Raw genomic sequence first — 24,638 nt, 5'->3', positions numbered from 1 at the left:
CTATCCACCCCCGAGCCGGGCGGCGATGGCGGCGCGGCCGATCTCGGCGGCCACCGAGCCGCCGGTCGCGGCGAGACCGCGGTTGCCGCCGTTCTCGACGATGACCGACACGGCGATCTGCGGGTTGTCCGACGGCGCGAACGCGGTGTACCACGCGTGCGGCGGGGTGTTCTTCGAGTCGGCGCCGTGCTCGGCGGTACCGGTCTTCGACGCGATCTTCAGCGCGTCGTTCTTGCCGCCGCCCTTGGTGAAGGACTCCGACGCGATCATCATGTCGGTGAGGATCTTGTCGTTCTCCGGCGACAGCGCGGGCTTGCCGGTGAGCTGCTCCGGGTCGACGTTCTCGACCGTCGACAGGTCCGGGGCCAGGATCGACTCGATCAGCTGTGGCTTCATCGCGTAGCCGTTGTTCGCGACGGTCGCCGAGAGCAGGCAGTCCTGCAGCGGGGTGAGCCGGACGTCGCGCTGGCCGATGCCGCTCTGGTAGAGCGCGCCCGGCGAGTCGAGCGCGCCGACGGTCGAGCCGACGACCCGCATCGGCACGGTCAGGTCGTTCTGCCCGATGCCGAAGTTGGTCGCGGCCGCCTTCATCTTGTCCGCGCCGAGCTGGCCGGCGAACGTCGCGAACGGGACGTTGCACGAGTGCGCCAGCGCGTCCTTGAACGTGTTGCCGGGGCAGGTTTCGCCGCCGTAGTTCTCCAGCGTCGTGTTCGTGCCCGGCAGCTGCACGTTCGGCGCGGTGCTGATCTGGGTGTCCGGGCCGATCCCGCTCTCCAGCGCCGCGGTCGCGGTGACGATCTTGAACGTCGACCCCGGCGGGTAGTTCTCCGAGATCGCCCGGTTCAGCATCGGGTTGTTCTTGTCCTTGGAGTAGGCGTCCCACGCCTTGTTCTGGTCGGTGCCGTGCGTCGCGAGCTGGTTCGGGTCGTACGACGGGGTCGAGACCATCGCCAGGATGCGGCCGGTCTTCGGCTCCATCGCGACCACCGCGCCGGTGTAGCCGCGCTGCGTCATCAGGTCGTAGGCGGCCTTCTGCACCTTCGGGTCGATGGTGAGCTTCACGTTGCCGCCGCGCGGATCGCGGCCGGTGACCATGTCCGACAGCCTGCGCACGAACAGCCGCGGGTCGGACCCGTTCAGCACGTCGTCCTCGGCACGCTCGAGCCCGCCCGCGCCGTAGTTGATCGAGTAGTACCCGGTGACCGGGGCGTACATCGGTCCGTCGGCGTAGGTGCGGAAGAACTTGAACTTGTCGGTCGAGGGCTTCACGCCGGCGAGCACGGTGCCGTCCGGCGTGACGATCTGCCCACGCTGCCGGGAGTACTCGTCGTAGAGCACGCGCTGGTTGCGCGGATCGGTGCGGTACGTGTCGGCCTTGATGACCTGGACGTAGGTGATGTTGGCCAGCAGCAGCACGATCATCGCGAGCATCGCGATGCCGACCTTGCGCAGGGGGGCGTTCACGCGGTCCTCCCGTTCGGGTCGCCTTCGGCGGGCGGACGCCGCACCATGACGGTGTGCGCCTCGGCGATCGGAGCCTGCGGCTGCTGCGGCTTCGGCCGGGAGGCCGGCCTGCGCGCCGCGTCCGAAATGCGCAGCATCAGGGCGACCAGGATGTAGTTCGCCAGCAGCGAAGAGCCGCCGTAGGACAGGAACGGCGCGGTGACGCCGGTTTCCGGGATGAGCGCGGTGACGCCGCCGACGACCACGAAGATCTGGATCACGATGGTGAAGGCGAGCCCGCCGCCGAGCAGTTTGCCGAACGTGTCGCGCACCGCCAGCGCGCTGCGCATGCCGCGCATCGCCAGCAGCATGTACAGCATCAGCACCGCGGCCAGGCCGATGAAGCCGAGCTCCTCGCCGATCGCGGCGGTGATGAAGTCGGTGCTCGCGGCGGGCGGGATGTCCGGACGGCCGGCGCCGAGCCCGGTGCCGCCGACGCCGCCGGTGCCGAGCCCGAACAACGCCTGCGCGAGCTGGTAACTGCCGCCGAGCACGTCGTAGCGCGGGCCGAGCGGGTCGGTCCAGTTCTCGACCCGCTGCTGCACGTGGCCGAACAGGTTGTAGGCGATGACGCAGCCGCCGATGAAGAACGTCAGCCCGACGACGACCCAGATCGCGCGCTCGGTCGCGACGTAGAGCATCACCAGGATGATGCTGAAATACAGCAGCGACGTGCCGAGGTCCTTCTCGAACACCAGCACGCCGATCGCGACGGCGGCGGCGATCAGGATCGGGCCGAGGTCACGGGCGCGCGGCAGCTCCACGCCGAGGAACTTCTTGCCCGCCACCATGAACAAATCGCGTTTGGACACCAGGAACGACGCGAAGAAGATCATCAGCAGGATCTTCGCGAACTCGCCCGGCTGGATCGAGAAGAACGGCAGCTTCAGCCACACCTTCGCGCCGCCCGCCTCGGACAGGCTGGCAGGCAGCACCGCGGGCAGCGCGAGCGCGCCGAGCCCGACCAGCCCGGCGATGTAGCTGTAGCGGGTCAGCGTGCGGTGGTCGTTGACCACCACGAGCACGATCACGAACAGCACCAGCGAAACCGCGGTGAACAGCAGCTGCTTGGTGATCTCCGGCGAGTACTCCTTGCCGCGCTGCATGAACGATTCGGCCTTCGCCAGATCGAGCCGGTGAATCATCACCAGCCCGATCCCGTTGAGCAGCGCGACGCACGGCAGCAGCACCGGATCGGCGTACGGGGCCCACCGGCGCACGGCGAGGTGCGTCGTGGCGAGCACGCCGAGGTAAGCGAGTCCCACCCACAGGATCGAGAGCGTCAGCTCCTGCTCCTGGTTGGCCTCGACGATGACCAGCGCGAGCGTGACGATGCCCGCCGCGAACGCCAGCAACGCGAGCTCCGTGCCCCTGCGTTTGGGGAGGTCTCGCGGCGGATTCGTGGCGAACTGGGCGGACGTCGGGTCGGCCAGCGGCTGGCCCATCAGTTACCGCCCCCCGTCGGCGGCGTACCCGCCGTCGAGCAGTCCCTCCCCGCAGGCTGGTTCGCCGACGAAGGCGTGCCCCCGGGAGGCGCCACGCTGGACGAGGGCGCGCCCGACTGCGGGGTGCCCGGAGGATTGGCCGGCTTGCAGTCCGACAGCTTCTTCTTGAGACGCAGGAAATCGTCGATGTACTTGCGCGCGTCGTCGAGGCTTTCGCGCTTCACACCGTTCTGCACGGCAATGCGCGCGTCCTCCTGCAACGCGGAGACGCGGAGCTTGTCGGTGCACAGCTGGCCCGGCGGGCACGAGCCCTGCTCGAGCGAGTGCAGGTCGATGCCGAGGATGCTGCCCGGGACGCCGCGGTAGATCACGACCTCCTGATCGGGGCCTTCTCCGACGTAGTACTGGCTGAGCACGAAGTATCGAGTCGCGATCGCGGCGGCGCCCAGCACGATCAGCACCACGACCGCCCCCACGAGCCAGCGGAACCGTTTCCGCCGTTTCGCTTTCGGGTCTTCCGGCGGGGGCTGCTGCTCCGGTCGCGGCTGCGGCGGCGGCTGGGTCAGCGCGCGCGCCCTCGCCGCCGGGGAATCGCCCTGATGCATCTCGTCGCTGCCGTCGCCAGCCGCGCCGCCCACGATCGGGGCGTCGTCGCCGAAATCGACGTCGACCACGTCGGCGATGATGACGGTCACGTTGTCCGTGCCGCCGCCCTTGAGCGCCAGCTCGATCATCCGGTCGGCGCAGTCCTGCGGGTCCGGGATCTGCACGGCCTCGGCGAGCGTTTCGTCGCTGACCATTCCGGACAAACCGTCGGAGCAAATCAGGTACCGGTCACCGGGACGCGCCTCGCGCACGGTCAGGCTCGGCTCGACCTCGTGTCCGGTGAGCGCCTTGAGCAGCAGCGACCGCTGCGGGTGCACCGCGGCCTCTTCCGGCGTGATGCGGCCCTGTTCGAGCAGTTCGTTGACGAAACTGTCGTCGCGGGTGATCTGGGCGAACTGGCCGCCGCGCATCAGATACGCGCGCGAGTCGCCGACGTGGACCAGACCAAGTCTGCTTCCCGCGAACAGGACGGCGGTGAGCGTGGTGCCCATGCCGTCCAGGTCGGGGTCCTGGGAGACCAGTTCGGCGATCGCCGCGTTGCCGTTCTGGACGGCTTCGCGAAGCTGGGCGAGCAGGTCGTCGCCCGGCTCGTCGTCGTCGAGCGGGGCGAGCGAGGCGATGACGACCTTGCTGGCCACCTCACCTGCGGCGTGCCCGCCCATGCCGTCGGCGAGCGCGAGGAGACGCGGGCCGGCGTACACGGAGTCCTGGTTGTTGGAACGCACCAGGCCCCGGTCGCTGCGGGCCGCGTAGCGGAGGACGAGAGTCATGGGCGAAGCTCGATCACCGTCTTGCCGATCCGGATGGGGACTCCGAGCGGGACCCGGAGGGGTGCAGTGACCTTAGCCCGGTCGAGGTAGGTCCCGTTCGTCGAGCCCAGATCTTCCACGTACCAGTCCTCCCCGCGCAGCGCGATCCGGGCGTGCCGGGTCGATGCGTAGTCGTCGTCGAGCACCAGCGTCGAGTCGTCGGCCCGGCCGATCAGGATCGGCCGCCCGTCGAGCGCGATGCGGGTGCCCGCGAGGGCCCCGTGCGTCACGAGCAACTGCTGCGGGGCCTTGCTGCCCCGCGGCTTCTTCTCTTTGTTGCGGCGGAAGGACGGCACCTGGACCCGAAGGCCCGACGCGGCGTAGAGGTCCGAGCGCACGACTCGGAGCGCGGCGAACACAAAGAGCCAGAGCAGCACGAGAAAGCCCACTCTGGTGAGTTGAACGACCAGCTCTGGCACTTGTTGTGTCCGCTCCCGCCTGTGCCTGCAAGCCGCGGCGCCACGCGCACCGCGGTTCCCCCCGCATGACAATTCTGCGGGAACCCCGTGGACGGTCTGCGATCAGCCCTGGGTTCGGAACACCAGAGACGAATGACCCACCCGGATCACGTCGCCGTCCGCCAGCTGCCACGTCTGCACCGGAGTGCCGTTGACCGTGGTCCCGTTGGTCGACCCGATGTCGGCGAGCGTCGCGCTCTGCCCGTCCCAGGTGATCTCCAGGTGCCGCCGCGAAACGCCGGTGTCCGGAAGCCGGAAGTCCGCGTCCTGCCCGCGGCCGACGACGTTGCCGCCCTGCTTCAGCGAGTAGGTGCGGTTGGAGCCGTCGTCCAGCTGGAGGCTCGCCTGAAGCTGCCTGCCCGCGGCCGGGGCGCCCTGCTGCGCGTACGGGTCCTGCCCGTAAGCCGCCTGCGGCTGGCCGCCGTACTGGTCGTACCCGCCCTGCTGGCCGTAACCCTGGTCGTAGCCGGCCTGCGGGGCCTGGCCGTAACCCTGGTCATAGCCCTGCTGCGGCTGCCCGTAACCCTGGTCGTACCCGCCCTGCGGAGCCTGGCCGCCGTAACCCTGGTCGTAGCCGCCCTGCTGGCCGTAACCCTGGTCGTAGCCCTGCGCGGGCGGCTGCCCGCCGTAGCCCTGGTCGTACCCGGGCTGCGGAGCCTGTCCGCCGTACTGGTCGTAGCCCTGCGCGGGGGGCTGGCCGCCGTAGCCCTGGTCGTAGCCCTGCGCGGGAGGCTGGCCGCCGTAACCCTGGTCGTACCCGGGCTGCTGGCCACCCTGCTGTCCGTAGCCGTACTGGCCCTGCTGGCCGTACGGGTCACCCTGGTCGTATTGGCCGTAGCCGGGGGGCTGGCTCATTGGTGGGTCTCCTGCGTTGCTGGGTCGTGCCGACCGTGACGGCCCTTCTCCCGCAGTGTCGCGGGCGTCGGGATCGACGGACGAACGGGTCTTGAACTGTCCAGTATGCAGCGCCTCGTTGCGCTCGAGTGATACGACGACGTCACCATAGGTGTCCCAGCCCTGCGCGGCGAGGTGTTCCGCCACCGCCCTCGCGAGAACCCCGGTGACCCGCTGCTCATCGCCGGCCATGCGATCGTGGTCAGCCGCCCCCAACGACACGATGTAGTGATTCGGGGCGAGCTGCCGACCGCCTGCCAGCTCACGAACGTTCTCCTCGCCTTCCCTCTCGAGCGCAACCGCCACTTCCTGCGTGACGACGTTGCCGCCGAACATGCGCGCGAAAGTATTCCCCACCAGGTTCTCGAGTCGCCTGTCAAAGCGCTCAACGCGACCCACCGGGGACAACCTCCTCACACGTGTGCTTCCGCATCGATCCTATCCGGGGGAGGAAGGGTTGGGCATGCCCCCGGTGAAACCCGTCAGAAGGCCCTGCTAAGCTTTGCTGGCTGCCTCAAGGAAGCAACTCGGGCGAGTGGCGGAATGGCAGACGCGCACGGTTCAGGTCCGTGTGTCCGAAAGGACGTGAGGGTTCAACTCCCTCCTCGCCCACCATGGTCAGGCCCCCAGCCGCTTGCGCGACTGGGGGCCTTTTCCGTTGTCGGTCGTTCCTTTGCCCGGGGGCCGAGCCCCCGGACCCCCGCGGTGCCTTTGGTGCGGTTGGCGGGCATGGCCGGTTTCGGCGGGGGCCGGTTGGGTGGGCTGGTTGGTTGGGTTGGGGTGTGGGCCAGGGCACATTTTGTGTGTGCTTGGGGTGAGGGCGGAGTTCGGGTTTCGGGGTTGTTGTGTTGTAGCGTTGGGTGGTTCTTGATTACGGACAGCTACCGTGCTCAGGTTTGGGGAGGGCTTGGTGGGTCCTTATTTGTATGGAGCGTCGTCGGGGCGGTGGCTTCCTCCTGCTTTGGTCAGGAAGATTCGTGGTGTCACGATCCGCTGGGGTTCCGCGAGTGCCGGGATCGGCTTGCTCATGGTTGTCGCGGTGCCCGTGTTCGGCTACCGCCTGCCCACGTCCTACGACGTGACAACTCCGCTGACGGTTGTCCTGGGGATCATCGCGGGGTGTTGCCTGATGCTTTCCGGGGTCGGCCTGATGGTGTCGCGTACCTATTTCGCGGCGGGGCAACTTCGGTACCGCAAGGAGTACACCGTCCTGGGAGTTCAGCTGGGGACGGCAATTCCCGGATGGCTGGCAGCCATCGGATTCGTTTTCTGGTACGTCATTATCGTGACGACGTCCGGCGGCTACTCCGGAGTGGGACAGCTGCACTTCACCGCGCCCATCGTGCTCTACCTGAGCATCCCGGTCGTCGCGGCGCTCCTCAACTCCGTCAACTTGATCATGGTCTTTTCCCTTTTCTTCCCCTCGCCTCGCAGGCTGAGTCTGTACGGTTCCAAGGCGGCATAACCGAATCGGACGGGTGACTGATGGGCCAGGATTTGGGGTCCCGGGTCGGGCAGTACTTCGAGGGCGCCTGGCGGGAGCCCGTCCACGTCGTGGTGCTCGGCCGGGTCAAGGCGGGGCGTGATCGGCGGAAGCGGGCTGATCGGTCGCTGGGGTGTGTCGCGGAGGCGGTCCTCGAAATTCTCGCCAATATCGCCTGGCCATTCATGGTGCTTTGGGAGTTCGTGACAGTTCCCAAGCGCCGCCGGAAACCGGTGGCGGTGCCCAGTGGGCCAGCGCGCGGACAGGCGTTCGAAGCGGCTTCGATGTTGAAGGGGCGAAGCGGCGAGATAGCCGTGGTGCGCGGGGCGGCGCGGGTCGCGTTGGTCGAGATGGGGGAAGCCGCACCGGTGGTGGTGTGGCAGGGGACTGCGCAGTGGAGTCCTTCGCCTGCCTGTTTGTACTGGGAAGACGGCTCGATGTTGATGCTCGCGCCCCGGTGAATCGGTAAGCTTGCGGTGACTCGGGGTGAGGGGCGGACTAGTGCACAACGAAGTCAGATCGGTCGACGGCGGCAGTTCTCTCGTGCAGGCGCAGTACATCGGCACGGTCAACCAGCAGCTGCCCGGACCCGAACGGGTGGTGCCGCACGAAACGCCACGAGCGCTGCGGCGATTGGTCGGGCGAAACGAACAAATCGAGGCCTGTCTTGCCGATCAGCGTGTACCGCTCGTCGTGTTCGACGGATTGACTGGGGTCGGTCGGCGCGCGTTGGCCCGGTATGTCGCTGAGCAAGTAAAAGACCGCTATCCCGGCGGGGCCTATTACACGGATTACGCGACGCACACGGTCGACGGCGAGTCGGTGATTTCCGCGGCGCTGCGTTCGTTATTGCGTCGCGACGGGGTTCGCGACGAAGTGATGCCCGCCGAACCTGGGTTGGCGAGTCTGTGGCGAAGGCGGTCGTCCGGGGCGGCTGCCGTGCTGTTGCTGGAGAATGTCACGGAATCCGAGCAGTTTCTGCAGTTGATGCCTGGCGGACGGGATTGGCTGGTGCTCGTCGCGGGCCGCGTGGAGTCGCGGCTTGAGGTCCGCGAGGTCGGCGGCGAGACGATCCCCGTCGAGCCGCTCGACGACGAGCAGGCTGCTGAGTTGTTTCGCGAGCTGAGCGGACTGGACGCGGACCCAGACGATCCGGTGGTAGCCGAGATCCTCGGCTACTGCGGCGGATTGCCGTTGGCCCTCCGGAACGCCGCGACGCTCGTCGTGGTCGGGCGGTGTCCTTCGTTGCCGGAGCTGGCTGCCCGGCTTCGGCGTTCACGCGCCGAGTTGATGCGATCCGACCGCGGGCCGAACAAGGGGAACCCGGTGTTCGAAGCGACGTACCAGGAAGCGACCGAACCTGCCCAGCGCGCATACCGGTTGCTCGGCGCGTACCCGGCGATCGACTTCACCCCGCCGGTCTTCGATCTGCTGATCGGGCTGGACGAGGCCACGTCGAGGGACATTCTCGCCGAGTTGGTCCTGCTGAAGGTGCTCCAGGAAGAGCACGGCCGGTACTCCATGCATCCGCTCGTCCATGACCACGCGGCATCCCTTTCGGGACTGGACGACGAGGAAACGCACGAGGCGCTCGCCCGGGTGGTGCGCGGGTTCCGCAACGCCGCCTACTACGCGGACGCGGCGATGATCGGCGTGGAGCGGTACCGGGTCGCGGACGCGCCGGAGATCGCGGACCCCTTCAGCGGCGATCGCCGGGCCAACGGACTGGCCTGGTTCGAGGAGAACCGGCGCGCGCTGCACGAATTGCTGCCGGTGGCCGAGAAGATCGGCCTGGTCGACGAGATTTGGCAGATCGCCGAGTCGCTCGCGGCCTACTACTTCGATCGCAAGCGGCAGGCCGATTCGCTCAGCAGTCTCCGGCACGGCATTAAAGCCGCGGAAGAGGCCGGTAATCGCGCGGCGGAGGCGCGGTTGCGGAGTCTGGCGTCGCGTCCGCTGACGGATCTCGAGCAGTTCGAGCAAGCCGGGGACTTCGTGCGACGTTCGATCGAGCTGGCGGATCAGGACGGGCACCTCGTGTTGCGGGCCTCGGTGCGAGAGTTCGCCGGTCGATACCACGATTTGACCGATCAACCGGAGCTGGCGCAGCAGAGGTACCGCGAGTCGATCGAGTTGAACGAGGCGGCTGGGGAGGCGCGGGGAGAGGCGCTGAGCCGGATGTTTCTCGGCCAGTCGCTCGGCGATGCGGAGGGCCTGCGTGAGTTGGAAACAGCGCATCGCGCGTTCGGCGAGCTTGGCGACAGTCGCTCGGCTGCGCGCGCCTTGCTGATCACCGGTCAGGTGCGCGTACGCACTGGGCTGCCGGGCGGCGTTGACGCGTTGACCGCGGCGGCGGAGGCTTTCCAAACGAGCGGGGCGACTTTCTACGAGGCCCAGGCTCGGGAGGCGCTGCACGGTGCGCTGGTCGTGGAGAATCCGGTGGAGGCGCGCAGTCACCTGGATCGGGCGATTCAGCTGTATCGAGAACTGGGCAGCCCGCGGGCGGAGAAGCTGGCGTCAGAAAACGACGGTGGTCTCGACGGAGCCGAGTCGTAGGGACAACGGACGGCCGCCTTCTCGACTGGTCGCCAGACACGCGTGCAGCGTCGAAGCCAGCGCGGCGAGGTCAGCTGAGCCGGTGACGGTGAACATCTCGCCGGCTCTTGTGCGCGCGACACATCCGTCCGGGACGGCGGCCGCGGCCAGCGTGCAGGCAGGATGGAGCCGCAATGCGTTGGCACACCAGTCTTCTGGTGCAGGACGCAGTGCGGTTCTGGTGAGCACGGTGGCGTTGCCGATCCGCCCGAGGTTGTCGTCGCTTTCGTCGGCGACTACGTGTCTCAGTCTGGTTGAGGCCCGCTCGACGTCGGGTCGCCATTCTTCTACCGAGCGGGGAAACCGATGCAAGGTAAGGGAATCCGGGCCGGTGAACTCCGGGTACGCGGTGAAGGCGAGCGGAGTGATGGGATTCGGTTCCGGGTCCGGTGCGCGAAGGAGTTCGAGCGGACGGGGTTCGAGCTCCGTCAGACGGAGTACGAGAGCGTGCAGTTCCGCGGTTGCTCCGTGCGGGTTCGCAAAGGTGCGCTCAGCGAGATCCTGCTGCCACGGCTGGGTTTCTGCCTCGTCGATTTGGTCACGCAACGGCCGGTCCCAGGTGAGCCGGGACGCGTGCCGACCGAGCAGTTCGGCGCTGGTGCCGGGCACGACCTCGCTGCCGAACGTGCCAAGCAGCAACGGCCGTCCCGTCGCGGCGGCCAGCAAAGAGACCGATCCGTGGTCCCCGACAACGACATCCGCGGCGACGATGGCGGCCTGCCACCCGCGTTCCGGTGGGAGGAGGAGCAGCCCGGCGTCCTGGGCCGCGGCGAACCAGGACCGGATCTGGAACGGCCGGTAGCGCGACCAGACGTTGGGATGGAGCACGAGACCGACGGCCGCGGAGTCATAGTCCAGTGACGCCAGCAGTTCGGCCGGGAGCCGAGGACGGCGGCCGATCAACGAGGTCTTCCCCCAGGTAGAGCTGACCAGCACGAATGTGCGATCAGCCACGCCGAGCGCGGCGCGGTAGTGCTCGCGGTGCGGTTCGCTCCGGAGAAGCTGCTCGAACTGCGGATCGCCGACGAGCACGGTCCTGCCGTCGGTCAGCGGGTCGGCGTCGCGCAACTGTTTCTGCTGGCTCGGATGCGACACCGCCATCAACACCCGCCCGGACCGCAGCGCGGCGGACGGGATCAGCCCGGAAAGCCGGGTGCCTGCCGAGCCGGAGTCGGGAACGTACTTGTGGAATCCGACGCCGTGCGGAAGAACGAGAACCGGTCCGGAGACGTGGTCGAAATCGATGTTTTCGCTAGCCGTGATCGCGAGTGCGTAATTGAGCTTCGGAACGTTTTCCCACGGCGTGCAATGCGCTTCCGCGCGGGCCAGCAACTCCTCGACGCCCGCGCTGAACCGAGACCCGCGGTCGACCGTGAACGTGAAGCGAATCCGCTGGTCATCCTGAAACAGACGGCAGACCTCGAGCAGCTTGATCGCCGAAGTCCAGGTGCGCACGACCCCGAGCACGACGACCGGGTCGAAGGTCCGCCACCTGCTTTGCTGCTTTGCTGCTTTGCTGCTTTGCTGCTTTGCTGCTTTGCTGCTTTGCTGCTCAATTCAATTCTACCAAATCCGTCCTGGAATTCCTGGTCAGAACCTTACCCGGACCCGATCGTGGTGAAAGGCTGGACACGGACCGTGACGTTTCCGGTAGCCTGAGCCGGGACCAGCTGGGCGGGGGAAACGGTGAGCGACGGCAACTACTTCGACGGCGAGGCGGACAAGGTCTTCCAGGCGCGCGACGTGTACGGCGACGTGCACTTCCACGGGCCGCGGCAGCCCGCGGCGCCGGCGTTGCAGGTCCAGGCACCTCCGGAGCATTACCGGAACAACGAGCGTCAGTTGGCCGCGCTCACTCGCATTCATGACGAGGTGCCGGACCGGGTAGCGATCGCGATCGTGCGAGGTGCGCCGGGCAGCGGGCGGACGACGCTGTGCGAAACCTGGCTGCACCAGCATCAGGACCGGTTCGACCGGTTTTACGACGTGCGCGTGGGCCACCGGGCCGGCGCTGATGTGCTGGCCGAGTTGCTGTCCAAGCTGGGTTACGGGCCGGACGAGATGCAGGCGAGTCTCGAGGGGCGCGCGGCGATGTGGCAGTCGCAGACCGCCAAATTCAAGGTCGCGTTGCTGGTCGACGACGCGTTGAGCGCGGCGGAAGTCAAGGCGCTGCTGCCGACGCATCCCGGCTCGTACGTGCTCGTAGTCGGGTCTGGGCTGGAGGCGCTGCGCGCCCGGTATTCCGCTCGCGAAGTCGAGTTGGAACCGTTGAGCGACGAGGCGGCGCTGGGCGTGCTGGCGGCACTGGTGGGTGACGAAAAGCTCGCCGCGGAGCCAGAACAGCTGAAAGAACTGCTGCGGATCTGCGCGGGATCTGCCGCGGAACTCAACGTCGCGGGCGTGCTCCTGGCGCGGCCGGGTGCGACGGTGCGGCGGCTGGTCGGGCGGATCCGAGCGAAAGGTGCACTGGCCAGCGCGGTGTACGACGTTGCCTACGAGCAGATGGGCGAGCGTGAGCAAGCGGCGTACCGGATTTTCGGCGCGCATCCGGGCGACGGCACCGTTCGGCTGGAAACTGTGGCGGCGCTTCTCGCCCTCGACGAGTACGACACCGAGGACACCCTGCAGAAGCTGGTCTCTGCCAAGTTGATCGAGGTCATCGGGGGTCGCTACCGGATGTCCGAGCTGGCGCGCATGCACGCAGCGACGCTGGCCGGTGAGCTTTCCGACGCCGTGGTCGGTTACTACGCCGAGCACGGGCTCCGGATCGCGGAACGCGCGCTGTCTACTGGCTGGCCGAAGAAGATCTGGCCGGGCTTCACTCCGGTGCCAGCCGACGTGGATGCCTGGGAGTGGTTGTTCGACGAGCAGGGGAACCTGGCTGCCGCGGCGGAGGTCGCGTTGCAGGAGGGGGCGCACGAAAACGTCATCCGGCTGGCGAGGGCGTTGTGGCCGGTCTACAAAGACGGCGCTTACCCCGTCGAGCTGTTGGCGGTGAGCCAGGACGCGGTCCGGGCCGCGCAGGCCGCCGCGATGCCGCTTGCCGAAGGATTGGTCCGTACCCAGCTTGGGTTCGCTCAGCTGCAGCGGCGTGATTGGGCGGCGGCGTTGGAGCAGTACGCCGCGGCGGCCGAGCTGGCCACGACGCCGGAGGAACACGCGTCCGCGCTGGAAGCACGCGGGCTCGCATTCTTCGAGCCGGGGTTGATCGCGCGGCAGCAGGGACGGGACGAGGAAGCGGTTTCGCTGTACAGCCAGGCGGAGGCCTGCTTTCGGGAAAGTCTCGAGCTTGCCGAGCAGATCGGTGATCCTCGTAGGCTCGCGTTGATCCGGATGCATCTGGCCAAGGTCGTGCCGCCGGAGGAAGCGGCCGTCTTGCTGGCGCAAGCGGAGCAGGGGCTGAAGAACGAGCCCGGCAATCTGGTGAAGATCCGGCTGTGGCAGGGGCGGAAGCTGATCGAGGCTGGTTCGTACGAGGAAGGCGCGGCTCTGCTGGCCGAACTCGATGCCGCGGCGGAGAAGGCCAAGCTGCAGCGAGAACGTATCGCCGCGTTGCGGTCTCGGGCGGAGGCCGCGCTTGCTCGTGGCTACCGTGACCAGGCGAAGGCGCACGCGGAGGACGCGTTGGGCATCGCACAGCTGCACGGATTCACGGCCGAGGCGACCGATCTGCTGATCTGGCTCGAACAGCTCTGACTATCCATAGTGGATAGTCAGGCGCACCTCGTGCTTGCGGCCGGCCGCGGTGAAGGGGAGTTGTTCGGGGAAATCCAAGCCCAGCAGGTCGCGCTTGTACAGCAGCGACGGCACAGCTTGTGGCAGGTCGGTGCCGGTGAAGGAGACGACCAGGCCGTCGCGGCTGCCGGCCAGCCAGCCTGATCCGGCTGGGCAGGCGGCCCATTCGCAGCCGGGGAATTCGGCAAGGGTGAGGGCGATCCAGCGGCCGGGATCGGGGAATCGGTCGCCCAGCACGATGTCGGCGCGGCGCAGCAGGCGCGGGTCGGGGCCGTCAACGTGGACTACTAGGTGAGCCTCAGGTGTGGTGGCGGCGAATCTGGTGACGTCGTCGCCGCGGACGCGGACCCACTGTGCGCCGGGCTCGGGGCGGTGGACGCGCGGCAGCGGGAACGCGATGAATCCGGCTGGTCGGGCTGGCGGCGGGAGTTTGAGCGTGCGGTAGCCGAGGTCGGTCAGGAGGGCGGCGGACTGGCCGGGGACGCTGGTGGCGAGGGAGGTCGCGGCGATCAGGGCTGGTGGCTGGGTCGCGGTGCACAGTTGGTCGGCCAGGTTTTCGTCGGTGAGCGCGGGGGCGGCGCGCAGCAGGGCGGCTACCGGGGAATCCGGATCGACGGCGTCGTGCGGTGCGGCGGCCAGCAGGACTGGGGTGCCCAGGCAGGCGGAGTAGTAGGTGACGGAGCCGTGGTCGCCGATGGTGACGTCGGCGGCTACTGCGGCTGGTTGCCACAGGTCTTCTTCCGGCAGGACGATTACGCCTGCGCGCTCGCATTCTTGCAGCCACTGTTTCAGTTGCCACGGGTAATGGCCCTGGCCGATGTTCGGGTGCAGGGCCAGGACGACGGCGAATTCGTCCAACGGTAGTTGCTGGGCGATGCGTTGGGGGAGGTCTGGGCCGGAGCCGTACGACGAGAGTTGGCCCCACGTGGAGGAAATCAATACCAGGGTTTGTTCGCCCGTTACGCCGAGAGCTTGGCGGTAGGACTCGCGGAGTTCCCGTGCGTTGCGCAGGCGGTCCAGGCAGGAGTCTCCGGCGATGACGGCGTGGTCAGCGGCTTCCGGACAGTACTGCCGCAGCCGGGTGAGCTGTTCGGGGTGGGACAGGACGTGATGTTCGGCGATCACCTCGCCGTTGTGCATCAGCCATTGCTCGGACAACCCGAAAACCGGTTTCCGGTTTCCGGTTTCCGGTTTCCGGTTTCCGGTTTCCGGTTTCCGGTTTCCGGTTTCCGGTTTCCGGTTTCCGGTTTCCGGTTTCCGGTTTCCGGTTTCCGGTTTCCGGTTTCCGGTTTCCGGTTTCCGGTTTCCGGTTTCCAAGAATTTATTATACCCCATTCCGTGCGGCAAAACCGTCAACGGAGCGCGCAATTTATGCAAATCCCCGCCGTAACTGGCCGCCAGCGCCCAGTCGAAGTCCTCCGCGACGATGTCTTCCCACGGCTCCAGCGGGATCCCGCGCGCGGCGAGGTACTCCTGCGTTCCCCGGGTGAACGCGCTCGAATCCGGGCACGTGAACACCACCTGCACCCGGGGATCCCCGGCGAACAGCGGCAGCACGTCCAGCAAGCGAGTCGCGGCGGTGACGTTGTGCACTACCGCCAGCAGCGTCCGTTCCGTGGGCACGGTGCGCCATCGGCGCGGCACGGGGTAAGACGACGACGGCACGGAGAGCGATCCTACCGATCGCGCTCCGTGCCGGTCGTCGGAAAAGGCTCAGAGGCTGATATTGCCTTGTACGTCACGCAGCTGGACGACCTTGGCCCCTTCGGCCACGGTGCCCACGTGGTTCGTCACCCCGCCGCTGCGGGCCTCCTGGTGCACCTCGAACTCGGTGCGCAGCGCCGTGCCGAAGTCCGGGTCCTGGCGGCTGGCCTCGTCGAGGCGTTCGGCCAGTGCGGTGACGGTGGCCGGGTTGTCGGGGGTGGCCGCCTCCAGTTCCGCGGTTGCCTTGCTGTTGCCGGAGAACTTGCGCTTGACCAGGTCATACAGCCCGGTCGCGGCCTTTGTGGCCAGCGCGGTGGCGACAGCGGTCAGGATCGGCTCGGGCATGCGACTCTCCTCAGGTCGGCGGCCCCTCCACCGTACTCACTTCGCGTGCTCGTCGATCCAGTCGGCGATCACATCGATGCGCGACGTCGTCTCCGCGCCGGTGTGCGGGCAGTCCGGGCCGTTGTTCTCGATCGAGATCAGCTTGCCGTCGGTGAAGTACGGCGCGCCCGTGTCGTAGGTGCACGCGCTGGTGGACGCTTGCGGCGCGACGCCGTGGATGCCGACTGTCGTGCCGCCGACCGACGAGATCTTCATCGTGCCCTGCTGCAACTGCTTGGACGGCACCGGATTCTGCGCCGTCCGGCTGCCCCAGCCCGCTAGCGTCACCTGCTGTCCGACGCCTGGCACCAGGTGGTTCACCGTGAGCGGCTTGACCTCGGAGACCGGGCTGTCGAGCTGGGCCAGCGCGACGTCGTTCGGGCCGGCTTGCAGGACCTGGGTGACCTTGCGCTGGACGCCTTTCTCCTTGGTCTCGTCGACCAGACCCAGCGACACCGTCGTCGGGTACGGCACCGGGCCGGACACCCGGTTCTTGTTGGCGTCGTGGAAACAGTGGCCGGTGGTGACGATCCACTGCGGTGCGACGAGCGCTGCCGAACAGAAGCTCGAGTACGTGCTTCCGTTCGGCAGCGGGATTCCGGTCATGCTCAGCTTCGCGGCGAAGCCGAACTGGCCTGGCGGGACGTCAGAACCGTTGGCGACGGCCAAGGCCGGGCTCGCGGTGAGGATGGGCAGGAGTACTGCTGCGGAGATCGCGGCGCGGACGCGCATTCTGTCCCTTCGTCCGGGTCACCGGCGGACGCCGATGAACTCGGCCTTCCACGCTAACGACACCGTCCGCGATGCGGAATTCCCTTGATGGGCGACGAAAACCGACCGATCTCGCGACTTGTCCTCACTGGGTGTGCGAGGCGATCCAGTCCTTGAGGATGTCGACGCGCGCGGTCGTCTCCGGCGTGGAGTGGGGGCAGTCCGGGCCGGTCGACTCGACCGAGACGAGCCGGCCGGTGTTGTCGCCGTCGTCGACGAAGTACGGCGCGCCCGAGTCGTAGCTGCACGCGCTGGTGTCCTTCTTCGGCGAGACGCCGATGATGCTCGCGGTGGTGGCGTCCGAGCCGACCACCTGCATTTCGCCCTGTTGCAGCTTGTCCGACGGCTTCGGCGAAACCTCGGTCAGGCTGCCCCATCCGGCGAGCAGCACCTTCTGGCCGTTGGCCGGCGCGGCGGGCGAAACTGTCAGCGGCTTGATGTCGGTGACCGGCTGGTCGAGCTTCGCGAGCGCGACGTCGTTGACGCCCGCCTGCTGCACCTCGGTGACCTGCCGACGCTCGCCCTTGCCCGGCTCGTCGGTGGTCGCGCCGAGAAGCACCGAAGTCCCGTATGGCACCGGGCCGGAAACCGGCTTGCGGTTGACGTCGTGGAAACAGTGCCCGGCGGTGATGATCCACTGCGGCGCGATCAGGGAACCCGAGCATCCGCTCGAATAAGTGGTGCCGTCCGCGCGCGGGATGACGGGCATGGACAGCTTGGCAGCGAACGGATACTCGCCGGGCGCCACATCGTTGCCGTTCGCGACCGCGGACGCGGGAGCCGCGACGGCGAGCGCGGCGCCGGCGGCGAGGAAGGCAGCGGAAAGGGCAGCACGCAAACGCATGAAATATCCTCCGGAAGACGACTACTCAATGCGAACGTTAGGCGCCTTCCGGTTCCCCCGAAAGGGGGATCAGCCGGGGCTGCCCGTTCGGGCTTTCCCGGCTGCCCGCGTTTTCGTGCAGATCAGCTCACGCCGACGAGATCGACGACGAAAATCAGCGTTTCGTTCGGGGCGATCACGCCGCCCGCGCCGCGTTCGCCGTAAGCCAGGTGCGGCGGGATGACCAGCTGGCGGCGGCCGCCGACCTTCATGCCGGTCACGCCCTGGTCCCAGCCCGGGATGACCTGGCCGGCGCCGAGCTGGAAATCGAGCGGCGCGCCGCGGTCGTAAGAGGCGTCGAATTGCGCGCCGGTGGAGTGCGAGACGCCGACGTAATGCACGCTGACCGCATTGCCGGACTTGGCTTCGGGGCCGTCGCCGACCGTGATGTCTTTGATCTGCAGCTCGGCGGGCGGCGGTCCGTCCGGGCGCTCGACTTGGGGCTTTTCCACGCTCATGGGGCTCACCGTACCTATCGGGCAAACGCTGCGCCGGATGGAGTACCGCCAGACGGACTACTCCCAACGAGGGGATAAACGCGAAAACTCTTCACATGTGCACTACCCGTCGGTAGCGTGCGCTGGGTCACCCTGGGGCATCCTTCGTGGACGGAGCTGTGGCATGCGACGACGCATTCCCATCCTGGCCGTGGGCGCGGTAGCCGTGCTCACGGCCGGGCTAGTGCAGATCGGGACCGCGGCACCGGCTTCCGCCGCGTTGCCCGGCAACGACTATTGCGCTGGCCAGTGCAACGACATCCTCCCGCCGGGCGAGAACGGCAGCGCGACGCTCGCCGAAATCCTCGCCAACAAGGCGTTCGGCACCCAGCCCGGGCACGCCGACGACCAGCTCGGCAAATACGCCGATCTGGCGGGCGGCTACAAGACCCTGACGACCGACACGATCGGCAAATTCTTCAACGACTCGTCCTTCGGGGTGCCCGCCGACCAGGTCGCGAGCACGATCAAACCGCGTGACGACGTGACGATCACGCGCGACAAGGCCACCGGCGTCCCGCACATCCAGGGCACGACGCGGTCCGGCACCGAGTACGGCGCGGGATACGCCGCGGCGCAGGATCGCTTGTGGCTCATGGACATCATGCGTCGCGTCGGCCGCGGCCAGCTGACGTCATACGCGGGCGGCGCGGAAGCGAACCGCGAGCTGGAACAGTCTTTCTTCGCCTCCGCGCCCTACACCGAGGACGAACTGCAGCAGCAGATCGACGCGGTGGCGGCGAGCGGTCCGCGCGGCAAGCAGGGTCTCGCCGACGCGCAGGCGTACATCGAAGGCATCAACAAATACATCACCGATTCGCACAACGGCCGGTACTTCCCGGGCGAGTACGTGCTGACCGGGCATGTCGACGCGATCACCAACGCGGGCACCATCGAACCGTTCAAGCTCACCGACCTCGTCGTGCTCGCCTCGGTGGTCGGCGCGCAGTTCGGCGCGGGCGGTGGCGGCGAGGTGCAGAACGCGGTCGCGAAGCTGGCGCTGCAGGAGAAGTACGGCGTCGAGCAGGGCGAAAAGGTCTGGCAGAGCCTGCGTGCCGCGGACGATCCCGAGGCCGTGAAGACCTTGCACGACGGGCAGAACTTCCCGTACGGCAACACTCCGGCGAACCCGCAGGGCGCGGCGTTGCCGGACAAGGGCTCGGTGACGAACCAGCAGCTCGTGTTCGACCCGACCGGTTCGGCCGCCGCCGCGCAGCCGAAGGTCAAGGTCGCCGCGCCGAAGGACCAGGAGTCCGCGCGCGGCATGTTCGACAACGGCGTGCTGCCGGGCAACATGCTCAAGGAAAAGCACGGCATGTCCAACGCGCTGCTGGTGTCCGGTGCGAAGACCGCGAGCGGGCATCCGGTCGCCGTGTTCGGTCCGCAGACCGGGTACTTCGCGCCGCAGCTGTTGCTGCTGCAGGAAATCCAGGGTCCGGGCATCAGCGCGCGGGGCGCGTCGTTCGCCGGGCTCAGCATGTACGTGCTGCTCGGGCGCGGCCAGGACTACTCGTGGAGCGCGACGACCGCGGCGCAGGACATCATCGACACCTACGCGCTGCCGCTGTGCGACCCGAGCGGCAAACCGGCCACAAAGGACTCGAACTACTACCTCTACCAGGGCAAATGCCTCCCGATGGACACCGTGGAGCGCAAGAACGCCTGGTCGCCGACGGTCGCGGACGGCACCGCCGCCGGGTCCTACACCCTGCGCAGCTACCGCACGAAGTACGGCCCGGTGACCTCGCGGGCGACGGTGGGCGGGAAGCCGGTGGCGTACTCGTCGCTGCGGTCCTCGTACTTCCACGAGGTGGATTCGCTGATCGGGTTCCAGGAGTTCAACGACCCGGGCTTCGTCAAATCGGCCGCGGACTTCCAGCGCGCCGCGAACGACGTCAACTTCACCTTCAACTGGTTCTACGCGGATTCGAAGGACATCGCGTACTTCAACTCCGGCGCGAACCCGGTGCGCAATTCCACTGTGGACCCGATGATGCCCGCGTGGGGCGATCGCGGGTTCGACTGGAAGGGCTGGAACCCGGCGGGCAACAAGGCGGACTACACGCCCGCGTCGGAGCATCCGCAGTCGGTGAACCAGGACTACTACATCAGCTGGAACAACGCGCAGTCCAACGGCTACGCGTCCGGCGGTGCGGACAAGTCCGCCGTGCACCGCGGCGATCTGCTCGACGCGCGGGTCAAGGCGCTGCTTTCCAGCGGCACCAAGGTGACCCGGGTGAACCTGACCCAGGCGATGGAGGACGCCGCGCTGGCCGACCTGCGGGCGGAGAAGGTACTGCCGCTGTTGTTGCAGGTGCTGGACAAGGCTCCGCTCACCGGTGCCGCGGCGGACGCCAAGGCGAAGCTGAAGACGTGGATGCAGCACGGACACCAGCGCGTCGAGTCCAGTCCGGGAAGCAAGACTTACAACGACGCGGACGCGATCCGGATCATGGACGCGTGGTGGCCGCTGCTGGTCACCGGCGAGTTCAAACCGGCGATGGGCGACGACGCGTTCGGCGCGATGACGAACGTGCTGCAGATCAACGAAAGCCCGTCCGGCTTCCAGAACGAGACGCCGGGCAAGCACGTCGGGCAGCCGCACCAGGGTTCGGCGTACCAGCACGGCTGGTGGGGTTACGTCAGCAAGGACATCCGCACCGCGCTCGGGCAGCCGGTCGCGGGTCCGCTCGGCGCGAAGTTCTGCGGCGGCGGCGACCTGACCGCGTGCCGCCAGACCCTGGTCGATTCGTTGACCGCGGCCGCCGGCCAGCCCGCGAACACGGTGTACCCGGGCGATGCCGACTGCTCGGCGGGCGACCAGTGGTGCGCGGACACGATCATCCAGCGTCCGCTGGGCGGCATCGCGCACGGCAAGATCAGCACGCAGAACCGGCCGACGTTCCAGCAGGTCGTGGAGTACCCGGCGCATCGCGGCGACAACGTCTCGAACCTCGCGGCGGGCAAGCCGGTGAACGCTTCCAGCGCGGAAACCGGCTTCTACAACTCCCCGGCCTCGAACGCGGTCGACGGCAATCCCGGCACCCGCTGGGCGAGCGACTGGAGCGACAACCAGTCGATCACCGTGGACCTCGGCTCGGTGCAGAAGGTTTCGCGAGCGGTGCTGTCGTGGGAGAAGGCGTACGCGAAGGGATACAAGATCCAGCTGTCTACTGACGGCACCGACTGGCACGACGCGGCTGTGGTGACAGACGGGAACGGCGGGGCGGACAACGTCTCGTTCGCGCCTTCGGACGCGCGGTTCGTTCGGATGCAGGGTGTTACGCGAGGGACCAAGTACGGGTATTCGCTGTACGAGTTCGAGGTTTACGCGCACTGACCGCAGTCGTTGCGGAACCGCCCCGGCCAGCAGGATCGGCCGGGGCGGTTCTTGTGCTCTGGGTATCGCCCACTTTGTGGAACTGCTGACCACCTGGTGACATTCGTCGCCTGCCGTTTCGGCGGTCGCGAAGTTACCGTGTCCGCATGGACGACTGGACTCCGCGGACCCGCGCGATCGCGGCGGGCCGGCCGCACGGCCCTGGCGAGCCGCTGAACACGCCGATCGTGGCCACGAGCACCTTCGAGGCCGGCGGTGACGCGGTGTATTCCCGCTCCGACGGCACCGCTACCTGGGACGCCTTCGAAGAGGTCGTCGGATCCCTTGAAGGCGGCACCGCGGTCTCCTTCGCGTCTGGCGTCGCGACGTTGTCCGCCGTGCTGGATTCGTTGCCGGTCGGGTCGACGGTCGCGGTTCCGTCGTTCAGTTACGCCGTCACGCGCGGAGCGTTGAAGCACGCGCAGCAGCTCGGTCGGCTCACGGTCACCGAATTGGAGCCGACGGACACGCAGGCGTGGCTCGACTGCGACGCCGATCTGTTGTGGCTCGAATCGCCGACTAACCCGACGCTCGACGTGATGGAGATCGAGACCATCGCGCGCGGCACTAGGGGACGCGTAGTCGTCGACAACACCTTCGCGACTTCGCTGCACCAGCAACCGCTGTCGCTCGGCGCGGACATCGTCGTGCACAGCGCGACGAAGCTCATTGGCGGACACAGCGACCTTCTGCTCGGCGTCGCGGTCGCGGCCGATCAGGACATTGTGGACGAACTTCGCGCGGCGCGGACTCGGGTCGGCGCGACTCCGGGTGCGCTTGAAGCGTGGCTCGCGTTGCGCGGTTTGCGGACGCTTCCGGTTCGTCTTGCCGAGCAAACTCGTACCGCGCAATTGCTGGTGTCCCGGTTGGCGGAACACCCGGCGGTAACCAAGGTCCGCTACCCCGGTTTCGGGATGATGACGGCGTTCGAGGTCGCCGATGCCGACGCTGCGGACAAGGTGTGCGCGAGCGTCCGGTTGATCCGGCCCGCGACAAGCCTTGGCGGGGTGGAAAGCCTGGTGGAACGGCGTGCGTGGCTGCCCGGCGAGGAACGAGTGCCGCCGGGGCTCATCCGGTTTTCGATCGGTTTGGAAGACCCGGAAGACCTGTGGCGGGATTTGCTGACCGCGCTCGGCTGATTTCCGCCATTCCTTAACGAGGGCTGTGCGGGTTGCCTCGCAACTGTTACGGTATGGGCACGACGGGCCGGATTCCCGGCGATCGGGCGGAATCATCGCTACCGAGAAGGCGTTCGTTACCGCTTTCCCTCGTGTCATTAATCACCAGCTAAAGGGTTACCCCTATGTGCTGAATGTTCGGCAGGATCAGCACGCGCGGTGGGGGTCATCGCGCTTTTCCTCAGAGGGGTAATCATCTTGAAGAAGACCCTGGGCAGACTCGCGGGCGCAGTGCTCGCGGGCGCCCTGATCAGCCTCACCGTCGTGCCCGCCGCGAACGCGGAGACCGCGCCGGAAACCTCGGCCTCGGCTCCGGCCACCTCGGGCGAGACGGCTCCCACCTCGGAGGCCCCGGCCAGCGAGACCGGCAAGCCGACCGAGACGAGCAAGCCGACCGAGACCGGCGCGCCGACTGAGACGGGCAAGCCGACTGAGACGGGCAAGCCGACTGAGACGGGCAAGCCGACCGAGACCGGCAAGCCGACTGACACCAGCAAGCCGACCACGCCGACCTCCTCGGAGACCTCCACTCCGGAAGAGCCGCCGTACGTCGACGACACCGGCTACGGCGTCGACCTCGACGAGAACCTCGGCGTCGTCGTGATCGCGTGCGCGGCGGGCGAGCCGACCGGCCTGCGCTCCAACGACTTCGACCTCCTCGAGGGCCCGCACCAGGACGAGACCGACGGTCGCTACTGGGAGTGGCTCGTCAAGCGCCACGACGGCGTCTCCTTCGACAGCGGCACCGTGCGTGCGGAGTGGACCTGCGGCGGCAAGCCGACCGATGGCGGCACGCTTCCCCCGGCGGGCGGCGCGGGCGCTGGTTCGGCCGGCACCACCGGCGGCCAGGGCGGCTCGCAGGTGAAGTACGCGCCGAAGCACGGCATCGAGACCGGCTTCGGGGGCATGGCCGCCTGATGACCAGGAAGTACGGGCAGGGCGTCGCTCTCGCGGCCGCTCTGCTCCTCTCCCTCTCGCTGAGCGCGTGCGGCGGTTCGGACGCCCCGGCGGCGCCCGCCGCGCAGGCCCCGGCCAGTGCGGCGGTTCCGGTGACCAAGCCGTTCACCGGGCTGCGGCCGACCTCGGTCGAGATCCCGAAGATCGGCGCGAAATCGTCGCTGATCACCGTCCTGCCGAACAAGGACGGGCAGATTTCGGTGCCGTCGGTGAAGAACCCGATGCAGGCCGCGTGGTACCGGCTCTCGCCGGTGCCGGGCGACGTGGGCCCGGCGATCGTGCTCGGGCACGTCGACGGCAACCACAAGCCGGGCATCTTCTACAAGCTCAAGGACGTCAACCCGGGCGACGAGATCGACATCGAACGCAGCGACGGCAAGAAGCTGAAGTTCGTCGTGGACCACAAGGACCAGGTCCCCAAGGACACGTTCCCGACCCAGGCCGTCTTCGGCAACACGGACAAGCCGCAGCTGCGCCTCATCACCTGCGGCGGCGTGTTCGACCACGCCGAGCACAGCTACAAGGACAACATCGTGGTGTACGCGAACCTGGTCTCCTGACTCAGGTCAGCAACGGGGTGAGCAGCGTTCGCTGTTCCTTCGGCACGTACTCCGAGTAGTTGTCATACAGCGCTTGCCGCGCCAGCCGCGCCGCCGACTCCCCGTCGGCGGCGCGGATCGCGTTCAGCACCTCTTCGTGGTGGCGCAGCCAGGAGCGCATCAGCGTGCCGCGGTCGTTGGCGTGGCTGAGTTTGTCCTCGATCAATTCCAGCACCACGCCGCGGACCACTTCGCCGCTCACCACCAGCAGCGGATTTCGGGACACCCGGGCAATGACGTCGTGGAATGCGACGTCCGCGCGGCTGAATTCGGCGTATCCGTCCGCCTCCGCCATTCCTTCCAACGCGCCGTCGAGCGCGGTCAAATCCTCGGCGGTGCGCAGTTCCGCGGCCAGCAGGTGCGACGAACCGTCGAGCACCATCCGGAATTGCAGCAGTTCCGCCAGTCCGACGTGTTCCGCGCGCGCCAGCCGGTGCATCGACCGGTGCAGCGCGCCCGGGGACGCGGCCAGCACCTCGGGTCCGCGCGGATCGCCCGGTCGCGACCGGATCAGCTCGGCGGCCTGCAACACCCGCAGCGCCTCGCGCACGGTCGAGCGGCCGACGCCGAACTGCGTCATCAGCTCCCGTTCGCCGGGCAGCCGTTCGCCGGGCTTGAGGCGGCCGCTGACCACGGCCTCCTCGATCTGCTCGACGATCCGCTCGTAGGCGCGGACCGGAGCCACCGGTTCGAACTTCATCTTGACCTCGGTGTCTTCCGGATGCGAGTCTGCTGTCCGAGTTACTGGTCAGACCAGT

The 24,638-nt window shown here is 67.8% G+C and carries 20 protein-coding genes and 1 tRNA gene; 9 read left to right on the top strand and 12 right to left on the bottom strand.

Annotation, left to right across the window (positions count from 1 at the left end; all coding sequences use genetic code 11):
- The 5 genes from FKO37_RS03110 to FKO37_RS03090 all read right to left on the bottom strand — a co-directional run bounded on the left by FKO37_RS03110 (window position 1) and on the right by FKO37_RS03090 (window position 6,114).
- Window positions 1-1,464, bottom strand: a complete 1,464-nt coding sequence (locus FKO37_RS03110) for a penicillin-binding protein 2 (RefSeq protein WP_238603681.1) — start codon at window positions 1,462-1,464, stop codon at window positions 1-3.
- Window positions 1,461-2,948 (bottom strand): FtsW/RodA/SpoVE family cell cycle protein, encoded by a 1,488-nt coding sequence (locus FKO37_RS03105; protein WP_134664617.1) that lies wholly within the window; start codon window positions 2,946-2,948, stop codon window positions 1,461-1,463. Before FKO37_RS03105 ends, FKO37_RS03110 begins: the two co-directional genes overlap by 4 nt.
- Window positions 2,948-4,324 carry a PP2C family serine/threonine-protein phosphatase gene (locus FKO37_RS03100; RefSeq protein ID WP_037809208.1) on the bottom strand — a complete coding sequence of 459 codons (1,377 nt, stop codon included), beginning with the start codon at window positions 4,322-4,324 and terminating at the stop codon, window positions 2,948-2,950. Before FKO37_RS03100 ends, FKO37_RS03105 begins: the two co-directional genes overlap by 1 nt.
- A complete protein-coding gene (locus tag FKO37_RS03095; protein WP_037718919.1) occupies window positions 4,321-4,782 on the bottom strand; it encodes an FHA domain-containing protein in 462 nt (153 codons plus the stop codon). Before FKO37_RS03095 ends, FKO37_RS03100 begins: the two co-directional genes overlap by 4 nt.
- 102 nt (window positions 4,783-4,884) lie before the next feature.
- Entirely contained in the window at window positions 4,885-6,114 is a 1,230-nt protein-coding gene (locus FKO37_RS03090; RefSeq protein ID WP_037809472.1) for a DUF3662 and FHA domain-containing protein, read from the bottom strand.
- A 130-nt stretch (window positions 6,115-6,244) separates the two neighbouring features.
- Here FKO37_RS03090 and FKO37_RS03085 point away from each other — a divergent pair.
- The 4 genes from FKO37_RS03085 to FKO37_RS03070 all read left to right on the top strand — a co-directional run bounded on the left by FKO37_RS03085 (window position 6,245) and on the right by FKO37_RS03070 (window position 9,754).
- Window positions 6,245-6,330: transfer RNA gene (locus FKO37_RS03085), tRNA-Leu, on the top strand.
- 424 nt (window positions 6,331-6,754) lie between these two features.
- Window positions 6,755-7,180 (top strand): hypothetical protein, encoded by a 426-nt coding sequence (locus FKO37_RS03080; RefSeq protein WP_238603680.1) that lies wholly within the window; start codon window positions 6,755-6,757, stop codon window positions 7,178-7,180.
- Between the two features lie 20 nt (window positions 7,181-7,200).
- The gene (locus FKO37_RS03075; RefSeq protein WP_037809211.1) at window positions 7,201-7,659 is read left to right on the top strand and encodes a hypothetical protein; all 459 of its coding nucleotides are present in this window, start codon (window positions 7,201-7,203) and stop codon (window positions 7,657-7,659) included.
- A 40-nt stretch (window positions 7,660-7,699) separates the two neighbouring features.
- On the top strand, window positions 7,700-9,754 hold the full coding sequence (locus tag FKO37_RS03070) for a hypothetical protein (protein WP_238603679.1): 2,055 nt from the start codon (window positions 7,700-7,702) through the stop codon (window positions 9,752-9,754).
- On the opposite strand, the gene FKO37_RS03065 is transcribed toward FKO37_RS03070, so the two are convergent.
- Window positions 9,716-11,248 (bottom strand): hypothetical protein, encoded by a 1,533-nt coding sequence (locus FKO37_RS03065; protein ID WP_238603678.1) that lies wholly within the window; start codon window positions 11,246-11,248, stop codon window positions 9,716-9,718. The genes FKO37_RS03070 and FKO37_RS03065 overlap by 39 nt on opposite strands.
- A 231-nt stretch (window positions 11,249-11,479) precedes the next feature.
- On the opposite strand from FKO37_RS03065, the gene FKO37_RS03060 reads away from it, so the two are divergent.
- Window positions 11,480-13,489 carry an NB-ARC domain-containing protein gene (locus FKO37_RS03060; RefSeq protein WP_238603677.1) on the top strand — a complete coding sequence of 670 codons (2,010 nt, stop codon included), beginning with the start codon at window positions 11,480-11,482 and terminating at the stop codon, window positions 13,487-13,489.
- Here FKO37_RS03060 and FKO37_RS03055 read toward each other — a convergent pair whose 3' ends face one another.
- The 5 genes from FKO37_RS03055 to FKO37_RS03035 form a co-directional block, all read right to left on the bottom strand.
- The gene (locus tag FKO37_RS03055) at window positions 13,490-15,193 is read right to left on the bottom strand and encodes a hypothetical protein (protein WP_238603676.1); all 1,704 of its coding nucleotides are present in this window, start codon (window positions 15,191-15,193) and stop codon (window positions 13,490-13,492) included.
- A gap of 48 nt (window positions 15,194-15,241) precedes the next feature.
- On the bottom strand, window positions 15,242-15,577 hold the full coding sequence (locus tag FKO37_RS03050; RefSeq protein WP_238603675.1) for a hypothetical protein: 336 nt from the start codon (window positions 15,575-15,577) through the stop codon (window positions 15,242-15,244).
- A 36-nt stretch (window positions 15,578-15,613) separates the two neighbouring features.
- Window positions 15,614-16,348 (bottom strand): trypsin-like serine protease, encoded by a 735-nt coding sequence (locus FKO37_RS03045; protein WP_037809220.1) that lies wholly within the window; start codon window positions 16,346-16,348, stop codon window positions 15,614-15,616.
- A gap of 124 nt (window positions 16,349-16,472) precedes the next feature.
- On the bottom strand, window positions 16,473-17,231 hold the full coding sequence (locus tag FKO37_RS03040) for a trypsin-like serine protease (RefSeq protein ID WP_238603674.1): 759 nt from the start codon (window positions 17,229-17,231) through the stop codon (window positions 16,473-16,475).
- Window positions 17,232-17,353: 122 nt separating this feature from the next.
- Window positions 17,354-17,728, bottom strand: a complete 375-nt coding sequence (locus FKO37_RS03035; protein ID WP_037809223.1) for an FKBP-type peptidyl-prolyl cis-trans isomerase — start codon at window positions 17,726-17,728, stop codon at window positions 17,354-17,356.
- Between the two features lie 163 nt (window positions 17,729-17,891).
- On the opposite strand from FKO37_RS03035, the gene FKO37_RS03030 reads away from it, so the two are divergent.
- The 4 genes from FKO37_RS03030 to FKO37_RS03015 all read left to right on the top strand — a co-directional run bounded on the left by FKO37_RS03030 (window position 17,892) and on the right by FKO37_RS03015 (window position 23,841).
- Window positions 17,892-21,107, top strand: coding sequence for a penicillin acylase family protein (locus FKO37_RS03030; protein WP_238603673.1), 3,216 nt, complete (start codon window positions 17,892-17,894; stop codon window positions 21,105-21,107).
- Window positions 21,108-21,253: 146 nt separating this feature from the next.
- Window positions 21,254-22,285 carry a PLP-dependent aspartate aminotransferase family protein gene (locus FKO37_RS03025; RefSeq protein WP_238603672.1) on the top strand — a complete coding sequence of 344 codons (1,032 nt, stop codon included), beginning with the start codon at window positions 21,254-21,256 and terminating at the stop codon, window positions 22,283-22,285.
- A 237-nt stretch (window positions 22,286-22,522) separates the two neighbouring features.
- Window positions 22,523-23,242 carry a hypothetical protein gene (locus tag FKO37_RS03020; RefSeq protein ID WP_238603671.1) on the top strand — a complete coding sequence of 240 codons (720 nt, stop codon included), beginning with the start codon at window positions 22,523-22,525 and terminating at the stop codon, window positions 23,240-23,242.
- Complete coding sequence (locus FKO37_RS03015) at window positions 23,242-23,841, top strand: class F sortase (RefSeq protein WP_238603670.1); 600 nt, start codon at window positions 23,242-23,244, stop codon at window positions 23,839-23,841. Before FKO37_RS03020 ends, FKO37_RS03015 begins: the two co-directional genes overlap by 1 nt.
- Before the next feature lies 1 nt (window position 23,842).
- Here the strand turns inward: FKO37_RS03015 and FKO37_RS03010 are convergent, their stop codons facing one another.
- Complete coding sequence (locus tag FKO37_RS03010) at window positions 23,843-24,580, bottom strand: FadR/GntR family transcriptional regulator (RefSeq protein ID WP_037809227.1); 738 nt, start codon at window positions 24,578-24,580, stop codon at window positions 23,843-23,845.
- Window positions 24,581-24,638: the final 58 nt, after the last annotated feature.

The sequence above is a fragment of the Amycolatopsis sp. Poz14 genome, assembly GCF_006704225.1.
Classification (GTDB): Bacteria; Actinomycetota; Actinomycetes; order Mycobacteriales; family Pseudonocardiaceae; genus Amycolatopsis; species Amycolatopsis nivea.
The sequence above is the reverse complement of the archived record's forward strand: the minus strand, read 5'-3'. Positions and strand labels throughout refer to the sequence as shown.

Excerpts from the sequence above, each read along its gene's own strand:
- FKO37_RS03105 (WP_134664617.1), bottom strand. The coding sequence starts at position 2,948 with ATGGGCCAGCCGCTGGCCGACCCGACGTCCGCCCAGTTCGCCACGAAT.
- FKO37_RS03100 (WP_037809208.1), bottom strand. The coding sequence starts at position 4,324 with ATGACTCTCGTCCTCCGCTACGCGGCCCGCAGCGACCGGGGCCTGGTG.
- FKO37_RS03075 (WP_037809211.1), top strand. The coding sequence starts at position 7,201 with ATGGGCCAGGATTTGGGGTCCCGGGTCGGGCAGTACTTCGAGGGCGCC.
- FKO37_RS03050 (WP_238603675.1), bottom strand. The coding sequence starts at position 15,577 with ATGCCCGAGCCGATCCTGACCGCTGTCGCCACCGCGCTGGCCACAAAG.
- FKO37_RS03045 (WP_037809220.1), bottom strand. The coding sequence starts at position 16,348 with ATGCGCGTCCGCGCCGCGATCTCCGCAGCAGTACTCCTGCCCATCCTC.
- FKO37_RS03040 (WP_238603674.1), bottom strand. The coding sequence starts at position 17,231 with ATGCGTTTGCGTGCTGCCCTTTCCGCTGCCTTCCTCGCCGCCGGCGCC.
- FKO37_RS03035 (WP_037809223.1), bottom strand. The coding sequence starts at position 17,728 with ATGAGCGTGGAAAAGCCCCAAGTCGAGCGCCCGGACGGACCGCCGCCC.
- FKO37_RS03030 (WP_238603673.1), top strand. The coding sequence starts at position 17,892 with ATGCGACGACGCATTCCCATCCTGGCCGTGGGCGCGGTAGCCGTGCTC.
- FKO37_RS03025 (WP_238603672.1), top strand. The coding sequence starts at position 21,254 with ATGGACGACTGGACTCCGCGGACCCGCGCGATCGCGGCGGGCCGGCCG.
- FKO37_RS03015 (WP_238603670.1), top strand. The coding sequence starts at position 23,242 with ATGACCAGGAAGTACGGGCAGGGCGTCGCTCTCGCGGCCGCTCTGCTC.
- FKO37_RS03010 (WP_037809227.1), bottom strand. The coding sequence starts at position 24,580 with ATGAAGTTCGAACCGGTGGCTCCGGTCCGCGCCTACGAGCGGATCGTC.